Below are 16,777 nucleotides of genomic sequence, written 5' to 3'. Positions count from 1 at the left end.
CCGTTTGACCCGAAGGGCCTCCTATGTCGCGCTCCCGAACGCTTCCGGCTATCGTCTCCGGAGTGGTTTTCAGTCTCGCTCTCGTGTCGTGTTCAGCCACCTCCCCGTTGCCGGTACCACCCGCTCCGTCTTCCGCATCGGCGACGGCGCCCGCTGGCGACGGCGTGCTGCGCATCGGCACCCTCTTCCCCAGCACCGGCGTTCAGTCCTATCTCGGGGGCGGGCAGGCGGCCGGAGTGGCCCTCGCCGTGAAGGAGATCAATGATGCGGGCGGGGTGCTCGGCAAACCGGTCGAAATGCTCGCCCGCGACTCCGGCGACGTCACGACCACGACGATCGAGAGCTCGATCGCCGACCTGGTGAGCGCGAAGGCGGATGTGTTGATCGGGCCGTCCTCGTCAGTGCTCGCCGAACGCGTCATCCCCAAGATCGTTGCGGCGAAGTTACCGATGATCTCCCCCGCTGCCACTTCGCCCCGCCTGAGCTCGGTGGCCTCGCAGGGGTATTTCTTCCGCACCATCGGATCTGCGGCTCTCGAGGGGAGCGCGCTCGCGAAGACCATCGGCGGGGGAAAGGCGCGCATCGCGATCGTCTACTTCGACGACGACATGGGTCGGGCCATCCTCGGTACGATGCGCGCCTCCCTCGCGGCATCCGGCGCCCTGGTTAGCGTGCAGAAGATTGATGGGACCACGAAGGATCCGGCGCCCATCGTCGCCGCGGTGAAGGCGGCAACGCCCGACGACGTCGTGTTCGTGAGCCCGTTCAGCGCGATGGAGCAGAACACGGGGATGATCACTCAGCTCACCGCGGCCGGCTGGGGTGGAGCAAAGCTGTGGCTCACCAGCCAGAACACTGCCGACTACTCGCAAGCCCTCCCCGTCGGAACGCTGACGAACGTCAATGGACTGCTCGAAGGGGTTGGGCCGACGGCCGCCTTCGCCGCGCAGGTCGCCGCCGTTGCCCCGGCGGTCACCGACCTGCTCTTCGCCGAGGAGGCCTACGACGCCACAATTCTTGCCGCTTTGGCCGCGACCGCAGCGAAGGATGCGAACGGTGCCGCGATCGCCGCGCGATTGCGAGAGGTATCGGCCGGGGGCATCCAGTGCACCACCTATCGTGAATGCCTCGACGTCCTGAAGACGTCAACAGACATCAACTACGACGGAATCTCCGGCGCCATCACTTTCGATGTCAACGGGGACACCAGTCCTGCACATTTCGGGCTGTATCGCTACGGCGCGGAAGGACGGTTTGCGCGGGTGGGGGATGTGATCGCCGGCTGACTCGGGAGAGTCCGGCGTCGGCGCGGGGTGACTGGCGGTTCGGTGATCACCGAGAGGCCCGCGAATGTGGGCACCATCTGGGAAACCACAGTTCGATCACATTTTCGGCTCAGCGGCCGATGCTGGCGATTCGTCGCAAAACTAGGGATAGGGTGGCGAATCTATTCGCAAAAAGCCTGTGCGCGACGGCGTGCTCCGGCAGCGTGACAGCATGGAAGGCAAAATCAATCACATGAAGCACACACGAATCATGGTTGGCTTGGCAGTTGCCGCAACCTTCGGAATGGCACTATCGGGCTGTGCAAATCAGGCTGCTCCCACCGGCGGCGGTACCTCAGGTGGGTCGAAGGCTGATCTTCCCGTCGTAACCTCGATCCCGGTGCCCGCGAACGCGGTACTTCCGGCCGGCAACGGTAAAGCGAAGTGTGACCCCGCAACGACGCTGGGATTTGTCGGTGCGGAGACCGGAGCGAATGCGCAGCTCGGGATCAACATCTTCAACGGCATCCAACTCGCCATTGACCAACACAACAAGGCAAATGCCGACTGCCAGGTGAAGTTCACCAAGTTCGACACCGAGGGTTCGCCGGACAAGGCGACCGGCCCGGTGACGCAGGCGGTCAACACGCCGGCAATCGTCGGCGTGATCGGGCTCCCATTCTCGGGGGAATCGAAGGCCACCGGCAATATTTTCGAGCAGAAGGGGCTCGTGCACATCACCCCTTCGGCAACGGCACCCGTTCTCACGACCAACGGGTGGAAGACCTTCTTCCGTGGTCTCGGTAACGACAGCCAGCAAGGACCGGCCGCCGCGAACTTCGTCACCGAGAAGCTCAAGGCCAAGAAGGTCTACCTCGTGCAGGACGACTCGGAGTACGGCATCGGTCTCGGGGGCGCGACCAAGACCGGACTCGGTTCGAGCATTGCCGGCACCGACAAGGTGACCACCGGCCAGAAGGACTTCTCGGCCGTCATCTCAAAGATCATCAACTCAAAGGCTGACGCGGTCTACTACGCCGGGTACTACGCCGAGGGCGCACCGTTTGACCAGCAATTGGTGGCCAAGGGGTTCAAGGGAGCCTTCGTCGGACCGGATGGCGCGAAGGATGACCAGTTCATCAAGCAGGCCGGCGACGCGTCGGCAAACGCGTATTTCACCTGCCCGTGTATTCCCGGCGAGCTGATTCCGGACTTCGCGAAGGCCTACAACACGGCGTTCAACGCGGCTCCCGGCACCTACTCGATCGAGGGTTACGACGTCGCGACGGTGTTGCTTTCCGGTATCGACAAGGGCAAGACGTCGCGCGCCGACCTGTTGAGCTACGTGAAGTCTTACGACGCCGACGCCCTCAGCAAGCACTACAAGTGGGACGACAAGGGCGAGCTCGCAAAGCCCGCTGTCTACGGTTACAAGGTAAACGCTGGAAAGATCGTGTTCATCGGCCAGATCGGCTAGTCGACAGGCAATGATTGACGTGGGGCGGGCGCGTGTGTGCCCGCCCCACACCATTACCTGACTACCCAACGACTACCCCGGCCCGCGACGATGCGGCCCCCTGAGGACGTGCAATGCTCGCGACGCTCATATCTATGGTGCCGATGGACGATAGCTGGATCAACTTCGATGTCCCATCGCTCATTCAAAACTTTTGGAGTGCCACGTTCGATGGCCTCACCTTTGGAGCGATCTACGGACTCGTGGCCCTCGGCTACACACTGGTCTACGGTGTGCTCAACCTCATCAACTTCGCCCATTCCGAGGTCTTTATCATCGGCTGCTACGGCGTAGTTTTCACCCTGACCTCCCTCGGCTTCGGTGGATCGGTGCCCACACTTTCGCCGATCGCGCTCATCGGCGACCTGCTCCTGGCCCTGCTGGTCGGCATGATCGCCTCCGCGGCCACCGCGTATGCACTCGAGCGCCTCGCCTATCGGCCACTGCGCAAGCGCAACCCGCCGCGCCTGGTCTTTTTGATTACCGCGATCGGTGCATCGCTCGCCATCCAGTACACGATCTTTCTGGTGCGTGGAGGCAACCCCGAACCCGCCGTGACGATGTTCCAGCCGCAGCCGGTCTTCGACGTCTTCGGCACGATCGTCGATACCCAGCAGATCACCATCGTTGTCGCCGCGGTGATCCTGATGGTCTTCACCGATCAATTCATCCGTCGCTCCAAGATCGGACGCGGTATCCGTGCGGTCGCGCAGGATCCGGAAACCGCGACCCTGATGGGAGTGGATAAACAGCGCATCATCGTGCTCACGTTCGTCATCGGAGGGCTTCTCGCGGGTGCGGCCGCCCTGTTCTATGTGATGAAGGTGCCGTCCGGAGTTCTCTACTCCGGCGGATTCGTGCTCGGCATCAAGGCGTTCGCCGCGGCGGTGCTCGGGGGGATCGGCAACGTTCGGGGTGCTCTTCTCGGTGGACTGCTGATCGGGCTTATCGGCAACTACGGCCAAATCCTGCTCGGCAATTCGCAATGGACCGATGTCGTCGCGTTCATCGTGCTAGTGCTCGTCCTGCTCGTCAAACCGACGGGCATACTCGGTACCTCACTGGCGAGGAGCAAGGCATGAGCACCACCGACGGACCCACCCTGATGCCCGATTCGGAATCCGCGAAGGACGCTGTCGATCGCGTCACCGCTCGCACGAAGAAACGGCATTTCACCCAGCCGTTCCGCGACAAGTGGAACAACCTTCGCAGACCGCAGCAGTGGGCATTCCTGCTGATTGTTGTGGTTCTGGCCTACGCGCTGCCGATCCTCAATCCGCCGATCATTACGTCCGAGCCGGGAAACGACTGGCCGATCACCTGTTTCCAGATGGCGATCTACGCTCTCGTCGCCGTCGGCCTCAACGTGGTGGTCGGCTATGCCGGCCTTCTCGACCTCGGCTATGTCGCTTTCTTCGCGGTCGGGGCCTACACGGCGGCGATGCTGACGAGCCCGGACTCGCCGTTCCTGCATATCCCGTACCTCTGGACCGTTCCGGTCGCGATGGCGGTGACGATGTTCTTCGGCGTGATCCTCGGGATCCCCACGCTCCGGTTGCGCGGCGACTACCTCGCGATCGTGACCCTCGGTTTTGGAGAGATCGTGCGAATCCTGGCCACCATCATCCCGGCGATGAAGGGTCAGGTTGGATTTCAGAACGTCGGCCGACCGCCGGGGGTGCAGGCGGATGGATCGCCGCTGTTCTCGAACTCGAACGGAACGCCGTGGTACTGGCTGACGCTCACGGTGATCATCGTCGTGTTGCTGCTCGCCGGTAACCTCGAGCGCAGTCGCGTTGGGCGTGCCTGGGTGGCCATCCGCCAGGACGAGGATGCAGCGGAGATCATGGGCGTGCCGGTGTTCAAGTACAAGGTGTGGGCCTTCGCCATCGGCGCCGGTGTCGGCGGTCTATCGGGAGCGCTGTACGCCGGCCAGATCGGCTTTATCAACAACCAGAAGTTCGACGTGGTGACCTCCATCCTGTTTCTTGCGGCGGTCGTTCTCGGCGGTGCCGGCAACAAGGTGGGGGCGATCATCGGCGGAGCAGTGGTGGCCTACATTCCGCTGCGCTTCACCGCGATCGCCGAGTATAAATACCTGATTTTCGGGATCGCGCTCGTGCTGCTGATGATCTTCCGTGCGCAGGGGCTCCTCCCCGCCAGGCAAAAGTTGCTCGCCTACGGCCGCACGACCTATGAACGGGTGAGCGCGTCGACGAGGCCGAGGCCGGTAGCTCAGGGCGGCAGGCCGCCCGACGGCGGTCCGTCCGATGAGGCGCCAAAGCGGGTCTCCGAATGAGCGCCGAGCTTCCCGCCAATAGAGCGGCGGCCGACTCAGCGCTCGGGAAACTCGCCATCACCGTCGAAGCGGCGGAGGGGGCAGCGCCCGAGCGGGAAATCTCGGCCCAGGTCGGCGAAAACATCATGGAGGTCAGGAATCTCACCGTGAAGTTCGGCGGACTCACGGCGCTCGATGACGTGTCGTTCGACATCCGGCGGGGCGAAATTCTCGGCCTGATCGGCCCGAACGGCGCGGGCAAGACCACCTGTTTCAACGCAATGACCGGCGTTTACAAGCCGACCAGCGGCAAAGTTTTTCTCGAGGGTGTGAGCATCGGGGGGCGGCTGCGGCACAAGATCACCCGTCTCGGCCTCGCCCGAACCTTCCAGAACATCCGTCTGTTCGGTGAAATGACGGCGATCGAAAACGTCGTCGTCGGCTTGGACGCCCGGCACAAGACAAGCGTCGTCGGGGCGTTGCTGCGTCTGCCGCGTCACGTGCGCGAAGAGAAATCGTCGATCGGCCGGGCGATGGCGTTGCTCGAGTTCGTGGGAATCGCCGAGGACGCGGCTGTGCTGTCGCGCAACCTCTCCTACGGCCACCAGCGTCGGCTTGAGATCGCGCGCGCGCTTGCGACCGACCCGAAAGTGCTCTGCCTCGATGAACCGGCGGCCGGCTTCAACCCGGCCGAGAAGGAGGGCCTGATGGATCTCATTCGGGCCATCCGGGACGACGGTTACACGATCCTGCTGATCGAGCACGACATGAAACTCGTGATGGGTGTGACCGATCGCATCGTGGTGCTGGAGTTTGGAAGGAAGCTCGCCGACGGGCTGCCCATTGAAATCCGGAACGACCCCCGAGTCGTGGCCGCCTACCTGGGGGAGCCAGAAGATGACGCTGCTTGAGCTGAAAAATGTCAGTGTCAACTATGGTCGCATCGAGGCGATCCACGACATGTCATTCGCGGTGCAGAAGGGCGAGATCGTTAGCCTCATCGGCGCAAACGGGGCCGGCAAGACGACCACGATGAAGACGATCTCCGGCCTCCTCAACCCTGCAACGGGCACGATCGAGTTCGAGGGCGAAGACATCACCAAGATGAAAGCCCATATTCGGGTCGTGCGGGGAATCTCCCAGGCGCCGGAAGGCCGAGGCATCTTCCCCGGGATGACCGTGTTGGAGAATTTAGACATGGGCGCCTTTGGGCGCAAAGATCGCAGCGGAATGGCGGCGGACTTTGATCGCGTGTATTCGCTCTTCCCCCGCCTCGCCGAGAGAAAGACCCAGCAGGGTGGCACGATGTCCGGCGGTGAGCAGCAGATGCTCGCGATCGGTCGTGCGCTGATGGCCGCACCGCGACTCCTCTTGCTTGATGAGCCGTCCATGGGACTCGCTCCCCAATTCATCAAACAGATATTCAGAATCATCAAGGAGATCAACGAGCAGGGCACGACGATCCTGCTGGTGGAACAGAACGCCAATCAGGCCCTCGCGCGAGCCGACCGTGCCTTCGTGCTGGAAACCGGCACGATCACCCACCGGGGCACTGGCAAGGAGCTGCTTTCGAATCCGGCCGTCAAAGAGGCGTATCTGGGCGTTGGGTAGTTCGCTGGCGGAGTAGCGAGAGCCCAGCGCTCGTGCGGCCAGGCGGCACGGGCGCCGGTGCGGTGAATCCCTGAGCGATGGAATCTTTGCCCCGCGAAGGTGGTTAATATGGGGTACCGGAACCCATCGCCGCTGTCCGGCTTCATCTGCTCACCACTCGTTTCGAAAAATGAGGACTTCATGAATCAGCCGGATCCCTTCGGTTTCATCGGGCTCACCTACGACGACGTCATGCTGCTTCCGGGGCACACCGATGTCATCCCGAGCGAGGCGGATACCACCACCCGCCTGAGTCGCCGCATCACGGTGGCTGCTCCCCTTCTCTCTTCGGCGATGGATACCGTCACCGAGTCGCGCATGGCCATCGCTATTGCGCGCCAGGGCGGATTCGGCGTGTTGCATCGCAACCTCTCGCTGGCAGATCAGGCAGACCAGGTCGATCGGGTCAAGCGCAGCGAATCCGGGATGATCACCAACCCGGTCACCACTACCCCGCTGGCCACGGTTGCCGAGGTCGATGCGCTCTGTGGCCAGTTTCGCGTGTCGGGCCTTCCCGTCGTCGAAGGGGACGGAATTCTCGTCGGCATCATCACCAACCGCGACATGAGATTCGTGTCGCCGTTCGAAAAGGCCACGACCCTTGTGCGGGATGTGATGACGCGCACTCCACTCATCACCGCGCCAGAGGGCATCGACCCGGATGAGGCGATTGCGATCTTCGCGCAGCACAAGATCGAGAAGCTGCCTCTCATCGACGCATCCGGACGCCTGCGCGGTCTCATTACGGTGAAGGACTTCGACAAGTCGGAGAAGTATCCCCAGGCCACGAAGGACGAGAACGGCCGACTGCGTGTCGGCGCGGCGATCGGCTTCTTTGGGGATGCTTGGGAGCGAGCGATGCTGCTCATCGATGCGGGGGTCGATGCCCTCGTCGTGGACACCGCCAACGGTGACAGTGCGGGAGTGATTGACATCATCCGCCGACTGAAGAGCGACCCGGCCGCGCGTCACGTCGATATCATCGGCGGAAATGTGGCGACCCGGAGCGGGGCGCAGGCGCTGGTGGATGCCGGCGCGGATGCCATTAAGGTCGGTGTCGGCCCCGGCTCGATTTGCACCACCCGCGTGGTGGCCGGTGTCGGGGTGCCCCAGGTGACCGCGGTCTACGAGGCCTCCCTCGCAGCCAGGGAGACCGGCATCCCCGTGATCGCGGACGGTGGTCTCCAGTATTCGGGCGACATCGCGAAGGCGCTCGTCGCCGGGGCGGACACCGTGATGCTCGGATCGCTCCTGGCCGGCTGCGATGAGAGCCCGGGCGACCTGGTTTTCGTCAATGGCAAGCAGTTCAAGAATTACCGGGGGATGGGCTCTCTCGGCGCGCTGCAGAGTCGCGGAGAGAAGACCTCATACTCGAAAGACCGTTATTTTCAGGCGGACGTACCCTCCGATGACAAGCTCATCCCCGAGGGCATCGAGGGTCAGGTGCCCTATCGTGGGCCACTTTCCGCGGTGGCGTACCAGCTGCTCGGGGGCCTGCGGCAGTCGATGTTCTACACCGGAGCCCGCACCATTCCCGAGCTCAAGGCCACCGGCAAGTTCGTGCGCATCACCGCCGCCGGGCTCAAGGAGTCGCACCCCCACGACATCCAGATGACGGTGGAAGCGCCCAACTACTCCCGCTAGGTGGATGCCCGAGGCTCGTGGCGGGGTCGCTCGTGGCGGTGCCGCTCGTGGCGGGGGATACGCCGCCTCGGGGCGGCCACCCGACCTCACGGATGGGGTCCTAACGCCCTCCGCGAGGTCATTTCCCCTCCTCGACAGGCTGTGGGTGATCGAAGAAACTCCCAGAACGGCGGATTTGAAGCAGGCCAGCCTCCGAATGCTGGCAAGTTCTGCGCATGGACTACGACGCTCTCGGCCACAACGGACTGATTCTCTTCAATCAGGTTCGGCAAGTCCTCGACGATTCTCGCGGGCTTCGGCGCGACGCTGAGCGCGGCATCCTGGTACGGCTTCGACGTGGGGCATTCGTCACTCGTGGCGTCTGGGACGGCGCCGATCTTCGCGAGCGACATCTTCTCCGTGCACGGGCTGCCCTCGCGGTGACCGCTCGGCCAGCGGCTCTGGCTGGTATTTCTGCGGCGGCCCTCTGGGGAATGCCCATCGACGAGGACTGGCCTGCCGACATCACGATTCTCGACGAATGGCGAGGGGGCGGCAGATCCGAACCGGGCGTGAGGAAGACCGCCGCCGGCTTTCGGACAGCTTCCACTCAGGTCGTAGACGGCCTGTGCGTCACGTCGATCGAACGAACCGCGCTGGATGTGGCCCGTACCCACAGTTTCGCGAAGGCGATCGGCACGTTGGACTGGGTCCTGTGGAGAAAGCGGCCGGGCGCGCTGAAGAAAGCCGTACTTATCAATGAGCTGAACCGCCTCAATCCGCGCTTTGGAATGCGTCATCTTGAGCGCTGTGTGGAGTTTTCGACATCCCTGTCGGATTCGTTCGGAGAGTCGACGGCACGTGCGGTCATCCACCTCCTCGGGTTCGAAGCCCCTGAGTTGCAGGTCGAGTTCTTCGATTCCCACGGAAGAATGGAGCCGGATTTCTATTGGCGCTCGGTACGGAAAGCGGCGGAATTCGATGGCAAGAGCAAATACACCCGTGCCGAATACACGCTGGGGAACCCCGGAGAGGTCGTCTGGCGAGAGAAAAAGCGGGAAGACAGGCTGCGCGCGATGGAAGTAGGAATCACTCGCATTCTCACCGAGCATGTGGAGGCCCCGGCGCGGCTGGACCGCATGCTCCGGAATGCAGGCATACCTCGCGGCCGTTTAACATCCTCGCGGAGGGAGTCGTAACTCCCTCCGCGAGTCCGCGCAATCTCCGCGAGAGCGCGTTTCCCCCGCCTCGAGGCGACCGGCCCGAGAATTCACCGCTGCAAGGGACGCCGCGCTGTACGTGCCAACAGGCGCCCAGCCCTCGGCAGCCTCGCGGCGTGCACGGCCGCACGGCCCCACGGCCGCACGGCTGCACGGCCCGGGTGCCCCGAGCGCACACCCCGGGTAGGGTTGGTTTCGTGAGTGACGTAGAAATCGGCCGTGCCAAGCGCGCTCGCCGGGTGTATTCCTTTGACGACATCGCCATCGTGCCGAATCGGCGCACTCGTGACCCGCAGGACGTGTCAACTAACTGGGGAATCGACGCGTACCAGTTCTCGATACCGTTCCTTGCGGCTCCGATGGACTCCGTCGTATCTCCCGCCACGGCGATCCTGATGGGCAAGCTCGGTGGCCTCGGAGTGCTTGATCTCGAGGGTCTCTGGACTCGCTACGAGGATCCCGAGCTACTGTTCGAAGAGATTCGCGCGTTGCCTGCCGCCGGTGCCATCCGCCGTATGCAGGTGATCTACGCCGAGCCGATCAAGCCCGAGCTGGTGATCTCCCGCCTCGCCGAGATCCGCTCATCGGGCGTCACCGTCGCCGCAGCCCTCTCCCCGCAGCGCACACAGGAGCTCCATAAGACCGTTGTCGAGGCCGGGGTCGACCTGTTTGTTATCCGCGGAACGACAGTGAGCGCCGAGCACGTCTCCCAGAACCAGGAGCCGCTCAATCTCAAGAAATTTATCTACGAGCTTGATGTGCCGGTGATCGTCGGCGGTGCGGCCGGGTACACCCCCGCACTACACCTCATGCGCACGGGCGCGGCTGGCGTTCTCGTCGGTTTCGGCGGGGGAGCCGCGTCGAGCACGCGGGCGAGCCTCGGCATCCACGCTCCCATGGCCACCGCTGTGGCGGATGTCGCCGGCGCGCGCCGCGACTACATGGACGAGTCGGGCGGACGATACGTGCACGTGATCGCCGATGGCGGTCTCGGCACCTCCGGCGATATTGCCAAGGCATTCTCAGTCGGGGCGGATGCCGTGATGCTCGGGTCCACTCTCGCGAGGGCGACCGAGGCTCCCGGTGGCGGCTGGCACTGGGGCACCGAAGCGCACCACAGCGAGTTTCCGCGCGGCAACCGGGTCGAGGTGGGCCAGGTCGCACCGCTCGAGCAGATCCTTTTCGGCCCGTCCACAGTCGCGGATGGCACCGTAAACCTGGTCGGCGCACTGCGCCGATCAATGGCCACGACCGGCTACTCCGACCTCAAAGAATTTCAGCGGGTCGAAGTGGTGGTCGCGCCTTACCACAAGTAGGGACCAGAAGTAGTAGCAACGATGCACGACTGACGGAGGTAGAGATGGCCAAGTTCAAGACGGTTACCCGCTCATCGAAACTGGGACCGGAGGAGCGCGCGAACGCTATAGTCGCGCTCACCACGAAAGAACTTGACATCCTCGTCGTGGGAGGCGGGATTGTCGGCACGGGCTGTGCCCTCGACGCCGTGACCCGAGGGTTGAGCGTCGGCATGGTCGAAGCACGGGACTGGGCGAGTGGCACGTCGAGCAGGTCCTCGAAGCTCGTGCACGGCGGCATCCGCTATCTGGAGCAATTGGATTTCCGGCTCGTCCGCGAGGCCCTCATTGAACGAGGACTTCTTCTGCAGCGTCTCGCCCCACACCTGGTCAAGCCGGTGCGATTCCTTTACCCGCTCAAGAAGCGGGTAATCGAGCGGGCCTATATCGGGGCCGGGATGCTGCTCTACGATATTTTCAGCTACAGCGGTGGCCGCCCTCCCGGTGTGCCGCACCACCGCCACCTGTCCAAGACACAGGTCATGCGGTCAATCCCCAGCCTCGCGAACGACGCACTCATCGGCGGTATCACCTACTACGACGCCCAAGTGGATGATGCCCGCTATGTCGCGAGTCTCGCTCGCACGGCATCCTTCTACGGTGCTCATGTCGCCAGCCGCGTTCGCGTCGAGGGCTTCATCAAGGTCGGTGAACGCGTCGTCGGTGTGAACGCCCACGATCTCGAGACCGGGGAAAAGTTCGAGATCCGCGCCAAGCAGGTCGTCAATGCCACCGGCGTGTGGACAGATGACACCCAGTCGATGGTCGGTGAGCGCGGCCAGTTCAAGGTGCGCGCTTCCAAGGGCGTGCACCTTGTCGTGCCGCGTGACCGATTCCAGTCGAGCATGGGCCTGCTGCTGCGCACGGAGAAGAGTGTGCTCTTCGTGATCCCGTGGGGTCGTCACTGGCTGATCGGCACGACCGATACCGACTGGCATCTCGATAAGTCACATCCCGCCGCCACCGCAGCCGACATCGACTACATCCTCGAGCACGTAAACGATGTGCTCGCAGTGAAGCTCACCCGTGACGACGTGGAGGGCGTCTACGCCGGACTTCGCCCTCTTCTTGCCGGGGAATCCGATCAGACCTCGAAGCTTTCGCGCGAGCACATCGTCGCGCACAGCGTTCCCGGTCTCGTGGTCGTCGCCGGCGGCAAGTGGACCACCTATCGCATCATGGCGAAGGATGCGATCGACGCCGCGGCAGCCGCACTCGACGCGAACGTGCCCAAGAGCGTGACCCAGGACATCGCCCTGCTCGGTGCGGAGGGATACCAAGCGGCGTGGAACAAGCGGGCCAAGATCGCCCGGGCTTTCGGCGTTCATAAGGTTCGTATCGAGCACCTCCTCAATCGCTACGGCGTGATGACGGATGAGCTACTCGACCTCATCCGCGAGACTCCCTCGCTCAACACCCCGCTTCCCGGAGCCGACGACTACATTGAGGCCGAGGTGGTGTACGCGGCGACGCATGAGGGCGCCCTGCACCTTGAGGACGTACTCGCTCGCCGCACGCGCATCTCGATCGAGGCGTGGGATCGCGGCGTTTCTGCAGCACCGGTCGCCGCGAAGCTCATGGGCGACGTGCTCGGTTGGGATGCGGGCAAGATTGAGGGCGAGACCAACAATTACCTCAAACGCGTGCAAGCCGAGCGGGACAGCCAGCTCGAACCTGACGACGAGTCGGCCGATCGTGTGCGGCTTGAGGCTCCTGACATCGTCTCCAGCAAGTAGCCGAATCGGCCATGAGCCGATTTCGGCGGGATGACCCTTTTGGATTCGAGTCATTCTGCCGAAATCGGCTCATCGCTGGGGAACCAGGCCATAGGGACGCAGGTAGTCGGCAAGTGCATGTCGGTCACGGACGACTTCGGAAGTGAGACGAGCGAATCCTCCCACTACCCGACGCATTCTGTCCTCCCGTACCTTTTCTTGCCACAGCACCTGCTCGCCTGAAATATTCCTCTGGAATTGACGACGGGCACCGTACTTCGAGCGACCGTCGTACTCACAGACAAGGCCGAGGTGTGGCCAGTAGAAATCCGCGAACCCGATCGAACCGAATTCGTCGAAGATCTCTACCTGCAACTCCGGAGCGGGCAATCCGAGTGCGTGGAATTGAACTCGACAGAATGATTCCCCGGGTGAACCCGAGCTGCCGTCAGCAAATTCAATCGCAAGTCGTGCGCGAGCCGAGCCAGGGTAGGGAAGCAGTGACCCCAGCGCCTGCAGAAGTTGGAACTGGGTTACAGCGGGCACTCCCAATTCGGCGCGGATCCCTGTGGCACGCGGCTCCTGAAGTGCCGCATCAGCCATGGTGACGGCGCGCACGAATGGGGTTGTGCAGGACAGGTCGACAATTGTTCGCGCTAGGGAGGTGACGGTGACATTGCCGATCACGGTCGGATCCTCGTCAAGACCGAGTCCGTGTCGACGGATGCCGCGCCGTGAGGTTCCCCCGGGCGTGCGCACGGTCAGTTCGTGCACCAGTTGTGGCCAGCTCCCGATGCTCGGAAGGCGATAGAGCGCGGCCGCAGAATCATGCGAGAACTGGGTGCCGTTGGACGAGAGCAGCGCGGCGGACCGCACCTGTGTGCGGTACCGGGCATCCGCATCCATGGCCCGCCATTCCCCCGAATTGATATAGACGCCCGTAGCCACTCGCACGAGGTCGCCTCGCTGGGCGGAACGTCGCAGGTCGCGGGCGGACCCGAGCCGTGCTGCTTCACGGGTGAGATAAAGCGGGGGTGCCGTCATAGCAATAGCGTGAATCGCCCTCTGTGTCTCCAAGGTCGCCGGGCGGCACTCGGTGGACAAAGCTCCTTCGCTGCTGCCTGTGAAGGGATGGTCTCGAAGGACCCGAGTGCGGTCGATGAGGCGATTTGGGCTAGATGACTCGGCCCCGTTCGCCTCATTCCGCCGAAATCGGCTCGCGGCAGAGCTCACGGGCGTGGCTTGGCGTGGCGGGCAGCGGCCGGACGGGTGGCGCCGGCGGGAGCGGGCAGCGGGCGGGTGGCGCCGGCGGCAGCGGGCGGGCAGCGGGCGACGACGGGCGGGCGAATCTCCGGGCCGGCAGCAACAGGGGGTCGCTCTGAGGCGCCACGGTAGAGTTGGGGGCAATCAGCGGTCGGTGGAAGGGATCAGCACAGTGGTGGATGTTCGTCGGGTCAAACTCCCCGGAGTGGGTGTTCTCCACACCTTTGTGACCGCGGATGGAGGCAAGGCCGGCGTGATCACCCATCGCTCCGGACACAGCGACCTCATCACGTTCGCCGATGAGGAAGACGGGTCGGATGCCAGCAGGGTTTCGTTGCGCCTCAGCGAAGACGAGGCGCACACGCTCGCCGAACTGCTCGGTGGCACCCGCATTACCGAGGGTCTCGACAAGCTGGATCAAATCCCGGGGCTGTCGATTGACTGGTTCACGGTGGACTACGACGATCACATCGCCGGTCAACAGCTCGGAAATCTCGCTTCCCACGGTGTTGTCGGTCTTACTGTCGTCGCGGTCGTGCGCGGCGAATCAGCCAACCCCGCCCCCGCGGACGATTTCAAGGTTTTCCCGGGCGACACTCTCGTGGTCGCGGGCTCGCCGGAGAAGGTGAACAAGGCCTTTAACTTCTACCGCACCGGTGAGTTGTCCCATAAAGTGGCGGTCGATTCGCCGCCCGGAGGCTAACGGTGCATCCGGGTGAAGAGCTCGCCGTTCTTGGCCTGCTCTTCGTCATCGCCTACGTGCTCGGGCGACTCGGCAAGAAAATCGGCCTTCCGGCCATCCCGGTCTACATGCTCGTTGGGCTGCTCGCCAGCCCGCACTTCCTGCTCTTTCCGCTGAGTTTCAAGTCCGCGGATGTCGAACTCATTGCGATCTTCGGCCTGATCTTCCTGCTCTTCAGCCTTGGTCTCGAGTTTGACCAGGACGAGTTCTACGGCAATGCGCGCGCGCTGTTGCTCTCGGGTGGAACCCGCATCGTCATCAACATGGCTGCCGGGTTCGGTTTCGGCATGTGGGTGGGATGGGGCACGAGGGAGGCCCTGATCATCGCCGGGATGACGGCGACCTCGTCGAGCGCGATTGTCACGAAACTCCTCATCGAGTTCCGGCGTCTCGCCAATCGGGAGACCCCGGTAATCCTCGGCATCATGGTGCTCGAGGACGTGTTCATCGCCATCTACCTCGCCATAATCTCGGTCGTGCTCGGTGGGAAGGTCGGTTTCTGGCCCGTCGTGCTTCAACTGGCAATTTCATTCACCTTCCTCGTCGGGATGTTCGCTCTCGCCCGCTGGGGCGGTCGAGTGGTTTCGCGGCTGGTCCAGACGCGAGACGATGAACTGTTCACCATCCTGTTCTTCGGTCTGGCGGTGGCCTTCGGTGGAATCGGCGAATTGCTCGGAGTGTCGGATGCGATCGGTGCCTTTCTGATCGGACTCGTGCTCGGGGCAACGCGCTTCCGTGCGCGGATCGAGCAGTTCGCACTTCCCCTGCGTGACGTCTTCGGCGCCTTCTTCTTTCTCAACTTCGGGCTTGCGCTCAATCCGTCAACCTTCGGCAGCGTCGCCGTGCCCGTTGCGGTCGCCATCGTACTGACGCTCGTGCTGAACACTCTCGGGGGCCAGCTGATCGCCTGGATTGCACGGTTGACTCCGGCGGAGGGTTTCAACTCAAGTGCCATGCTTCAAAACCGGGGGGAGTTCGCGCTGATCCTCGCGACCCTCGCCACTGGAGCGGGACTCGACGCACGTCTCACTCCGTTCGCCGGACTGTACGTGCTGATCATGGCGATCGTCGGTCCCGTCCTCGCGGCGAGGTCGGAGAAGTTCGGCAATCGCTACCTCCGAAGCAAAAAGAAGAAGGCAGCCGCAAAGCCGATTCCCATCATGGCGGAGGAGAATATTGCTCTGGTCGAGGCCGCGACGGCCGGGTTGGATGCCGGGGAGCCGGATCATGCGGTCACTGCGGCTGATCGTTTGATCGAGCAGGCCATGCTTCAGCCCGATGAGCAGAGTGAACGCCAGAGAGATCCGGAATATTGAGAGTATGACCGAAGTGGTAACGGTGTGGACGGTGGCTCGGCGTCCACGTTGGATCGCGGCACTCGCGCTCGCACTCGTGGTGGCTGCCGGATTCGCCGGCCTCAGCCAGTGGCAACTCGCGCGCGCCGTCGCCACCGGCACGGTCATCGAGCGCAATACCGAGACTTCCGTACCGGTCGAGGATGTCGCAAAGCCGCAGGCGCCCGTGACCAGCCGGGCAAACGCCCAGGTCGTGACCGCGACCGGCCGCTGGAATGCTGGGGATTATTCCCTCGTGAGCAATCGATTGAACCGGGGCGTGATGGGGTATTGGGTTGTCGGACACTTCTCCGCGGGGCTGGACTCCGGAACGACGGCAGGGCTGGCCGTAGCGGTCGGCTGGTCTGTGGATCGGGCCGGTGCGACATCCGCCCTGAAGGCACTCGGGAAAGAGGCGAGTCTCGCGGTCGTGCCGATCGAGGGACGTTACATCCCTGCCGAAGGGCCGCAGGACAGCGACTTCGAGCATGGGAAGCTCTCGACGATGACACCAGGGGCGTTCCTCAACACGTGGAAGACTCCGGATTCCGCGGGGGTCTACGGCGGCTACCTCACGTCGGCCGTGGCGGCGCCCGGTCTCACTCGGATTGATTCGCCGAAGCCCTCGTCCGATGTCGAGGTCAACCTGCTCAACATCTTCTACGCGGTCGAGTGGGTGGTCTTTGCTGGCTTCGCGATATTCCTCTGGTACCGCCTCGTGCGCGATGCCTGGGAGCGCGAGCAAGAGGAGGCCGCGGAGGCCAGTGCTGCGGAAGGCACCGCAGCTGGCGCCCAACCGGCACACGTAAACTAAGG

Annotated in this window: 14 protein-coding genes; 13 read left to right on the top strand and 1 reads right to left on the bottom strand. The window is 63.4% G+C overall.

The window, feature by feature from the left end; genetic code table 11:
• The first annotated feature begins 23 nt into the window (after positions 1-23).
• The 10 genes from RCH11_RS07360 to RCH11_RS07315 all read left to right on the top strand — a co-directional run bounded on the left by RCH11_RS07360 (position 24) and on the right by RCH11_RS07315 (position 12,643).
• On the top strand, positions 24-1,286 hold the full coding sequence (locus RCH11_RS07360; RefSeq protein WP_327056347.1) for an ABC transporter substrate-binding protein: 1,263 nt from the start codon (positions 24-26) through the stop codon (positions 1,284-1,286).
• A 232-nt stretch (positions 1,287-1,518) separates the two neighbouring features.
• Complete coding sequence (locus tag RCH11_RS07355; protein ID WP_327056346.1) at positions 1,519-2,742, top strand: branched-chain amino acid ABC transporter substrate-binding protein; 1,224 nt, start codon at positions 1,519-1,521, stop codon at positions 2,740-2,742.
• Positions 2,743-2,855: 113 nt separating this feature from the next.
• On the top strand, positions 2,856-3,863 hold the full coding sequence (locus tag RCH11_RS07350; RefSeq protein WP_327056345.1) for a branched-chain amino acid ABC transporter permease: 1,008 nt from the start codon (positions 2,856-2,858) through the stop codon (positions 3,861-3,863).
• Positions 3,860-5,080 (top strand): branched-chain amino acid ABC transporter permease, encoded by a 1,221-nt coding sequence (locus RCH11_RS07345; protein ID WP_327056344.1) that lies wholly within the window; start codon positions 3,860-3,862, stop codon positions 5,078-5,080. The genes RCH11_RS07350 and RCH11_RS07345 overlap by 4 nt, the downstream gene beginning before the upstream one ends.
• Before the next feature lie 125 nt (positions 5,081-5,205).
• On the top strand, positions 5,206-5,970 hold the full coding sequence (locus tag RCH11_RS07340; protein WP_327056544.1) for an ABC transporter ATP-binding protein: 765 nt from the start codon (positions 5,206-5,208) through the stop codon (positions 5,968-5,970).
• Entirely contained in the window at positions 5,957-6,670 is a 714-nt protein-coding gene (locus RCH11_RS07335) for an ABC transporter ATP-binding protein (RefSeq protein ID WP_327056343.1), read from the top strand. The genes RCH11_RS07340 and RCH11_RS07335 overlap by 14 nt, the downstream gene beginning before the upstream one ends.
• Before the next feature lie 180 nt (positions 6,671-6,850).
• Positions 6,851-8,353, top strand: coding sequence for an IMP dehydrogenase (guaB, locus tag RCH11_RS07330; protein WP_327056342.1), 1,503 nt, complete (start codon positions 6,851-6,853; stop codon positions 8,351-8,353).
• 215 nt (positions 8,354-8,568) lie between these two features.
• Positions 8,569-9,531: a hypothetical protein gene (locus RCH11_RS07325; RefSeq protein ID WP_327056341.1), complete on the top strand. Its 963-nt coding sequence runs from the start codon at positions 8,569-8,571 to the stop codon at positions 9,529-9,531.
• 218 nt (positions 9,532-9,749) lie between these two features.
• On the top strand, positions 9,750-10,868 hold the full coding sequence (locus tag RCH11_RS07320) for a GuaB3 family IMP dehydrogenase-related protein (RefSeq protein ID WP_327056340.1): 1,119 nt from the start codon (positions 9,750-9,752) through the stop codon (positions 10,866-10,868).
• A 44-nt stretch (positions 10,869-10,912) separates the two neighbouring features.
• Positions 10,913-12,643: a glycerol-3-phosphate dehydrogenase/oxidase gene (locus RCH11_RS07315; protein ID WP_327056339.1), complete on the top strand. Its 1,731-nt coding sequence runs from the start codon at positions 10,913-10,915 to the stop codon at positions 12,641-12,643.
• 69 nt (positions 12,644-12,712) lie between these two features.
• Here RCH11_RS07315 and RCH11_RS07310 read toward each other — a convergent pair whose 3' ends face one another.
• Positions 12,713-13,666: a hypothetical protein gene (locus RCH11_RS07310; RefSeq protein ID WP_327056338.1), complete on the bottom strand. Its 954-nt coding sequence runs from the start codon at positions 13,664-13,666 to the stop codon at positions 12,713-12,715.
• 424 nt (positions 13,667-14,090) lie between these two features.
• Here RCH11_RS07310 and RCH11_RS07305 point away from each other — a divergent pair, with 424 nt between their 5' ends.
• Genes RCH11_RS07305 through RCH11_RS07295 form a run of 3 tightly spaced genes read left to right on the top strand, consistent with a single transcriptional unit; the run spans position 14,091 to position 16,775 of the window.
• Positions 14,091-14,588 carry a cation:proton antiporter regulatory subunit gene (locus tag RCH11_RS07305; RefSeq protein WP_327056337.1) on the top strand — a complete coding sequence of 166 codons (498 nt, stop codon included), beginning with the start codon at positions 14,091-14,093 and terminating at the stop codon, positions 14,586-14,588.
• 2 nt (positions 14,589-14,590) lie between these two features.
• The gene (locus RCH11_RS07300) at positions 14,591-15,943 is read left to right on the top strand and encodes a cation:proton antiporter (protein ID WP_327056336.1); all 1,353 of its coding nucleotides are present in this window, start codon (positions 14,591-14,593) and stop codon (positions 15,941-15,943) included.
• Between the two features lie 4 nt (positions 15,944-15,947).
• On the top strand, positions 15,948-16,775 hold the full coding sequence (locus tag RCH11_RS07295) for an SURF1 family cytochrome oxidase biogenesis protein (RefSeq protein ID WP_327056335.1): 828 nt from the start codon (positions 15,948-15,950) through the stop codon (positions 16,773-16,775).
• Positions 16,776-16,777: the final 2 nt, after the last annotated feature.

It is taken from the genome of Glaciihabitans sp. GrIS 2.15 (assembly GCF_035984695.1).
GTDB lineage: Bacteria > Actinomycetota > Actinomycetes > Actinomycetales > Microbacteriaceae > Lacisediminihabitans.
Note: the sequence above shows the minus strand (reverse complement) of the source record. Positions and strands in the feature narration are given on the sequence as shown.

What these genes read in the sequence shown, in the direction of transcription:
- RCH11_RS07310 (WP_327056338.1), bottom strand. Translation starts at nt 13,666, where the DNA reads ATGACGGCACCCCCGCTTTATCTCACCCGTGAAGCAGCACGGCTCGGG.
- RCH11_RS07335 (WP_327056343.1), top strand. Translation starts at nt 5,957, where the DNA reads ATGACGCTGCTTGAGCTGAAAAATGTCAGTGTCAACTATGGTCGCATC.
- RCH11_RS07295 (WP_327056335.1), top strand. Translation starts at nt 15,948, where the DNA reads ATGACCGAAGTGGTAACGGTGTGGACGGTGGCTCGGCGTCCACGTTGG.
- RCH11_RS07345 (WP_327056344.1), top strand. Translation starts at nt 3,860, where the DNA reads ATGAGCACCACCGACGGACCCACCCTGATGCCCGATTCGGAATCCGCG.
- RCH11_RS07340 (WP_327056544.1), top strand. Translation starts at nt 5,206, where the DNA reads ATGGAGGTCAGGAATCTCACCGTGAAGTTCGGCGGACTCACGGCGCTC.
- RCH11_RS07355 (WP_327056346.1), top strand. Translation starts at nt 1,519, where the DNA reads ATGAAGCACACACGAATCATGGTTGGCTTGGCAGTTGCCGCAACCTTC.
- RCH11_RS07350 (WP_327056345.1), top strand. Translation starts at nt 2,856, where the DNA reads ATGCTCGCGACGCTCATATCTATGGTGCCGATGGACGATAGCTGGATC.
- RCH11_RS07315 (WP_327056339.1), top strand. Translation starts at nt 10,913, where the DNA reads ATGGCCAAGTTCAAGACGGTTACCCGCTCATCGAAACTGGGACCGGAG.
- guaB (WP_327056342.1), top strand. Translation starts at nt 6,851, where the DNA reads ATGAATCAGCCGGATCCCTTCGGTTTCATCGGGCTCACCTACGACGAC.
- RCH11_RS07360 (WP_327056347.1), top strand. Translation starts at nt 24, where the DNA reads ATGTCGCGCTCCCGAACGCTTCCGGCTATCGTCTCCGGAGTGGTTTTC.
- RCH11_RS07325 (WP_327056341.1), top strand. Translation starts at nt 8,569, where the DNA reads ATGGACTACGACGCTCTCGGCCACAACGGACTGATTCTCTTCAATCAG.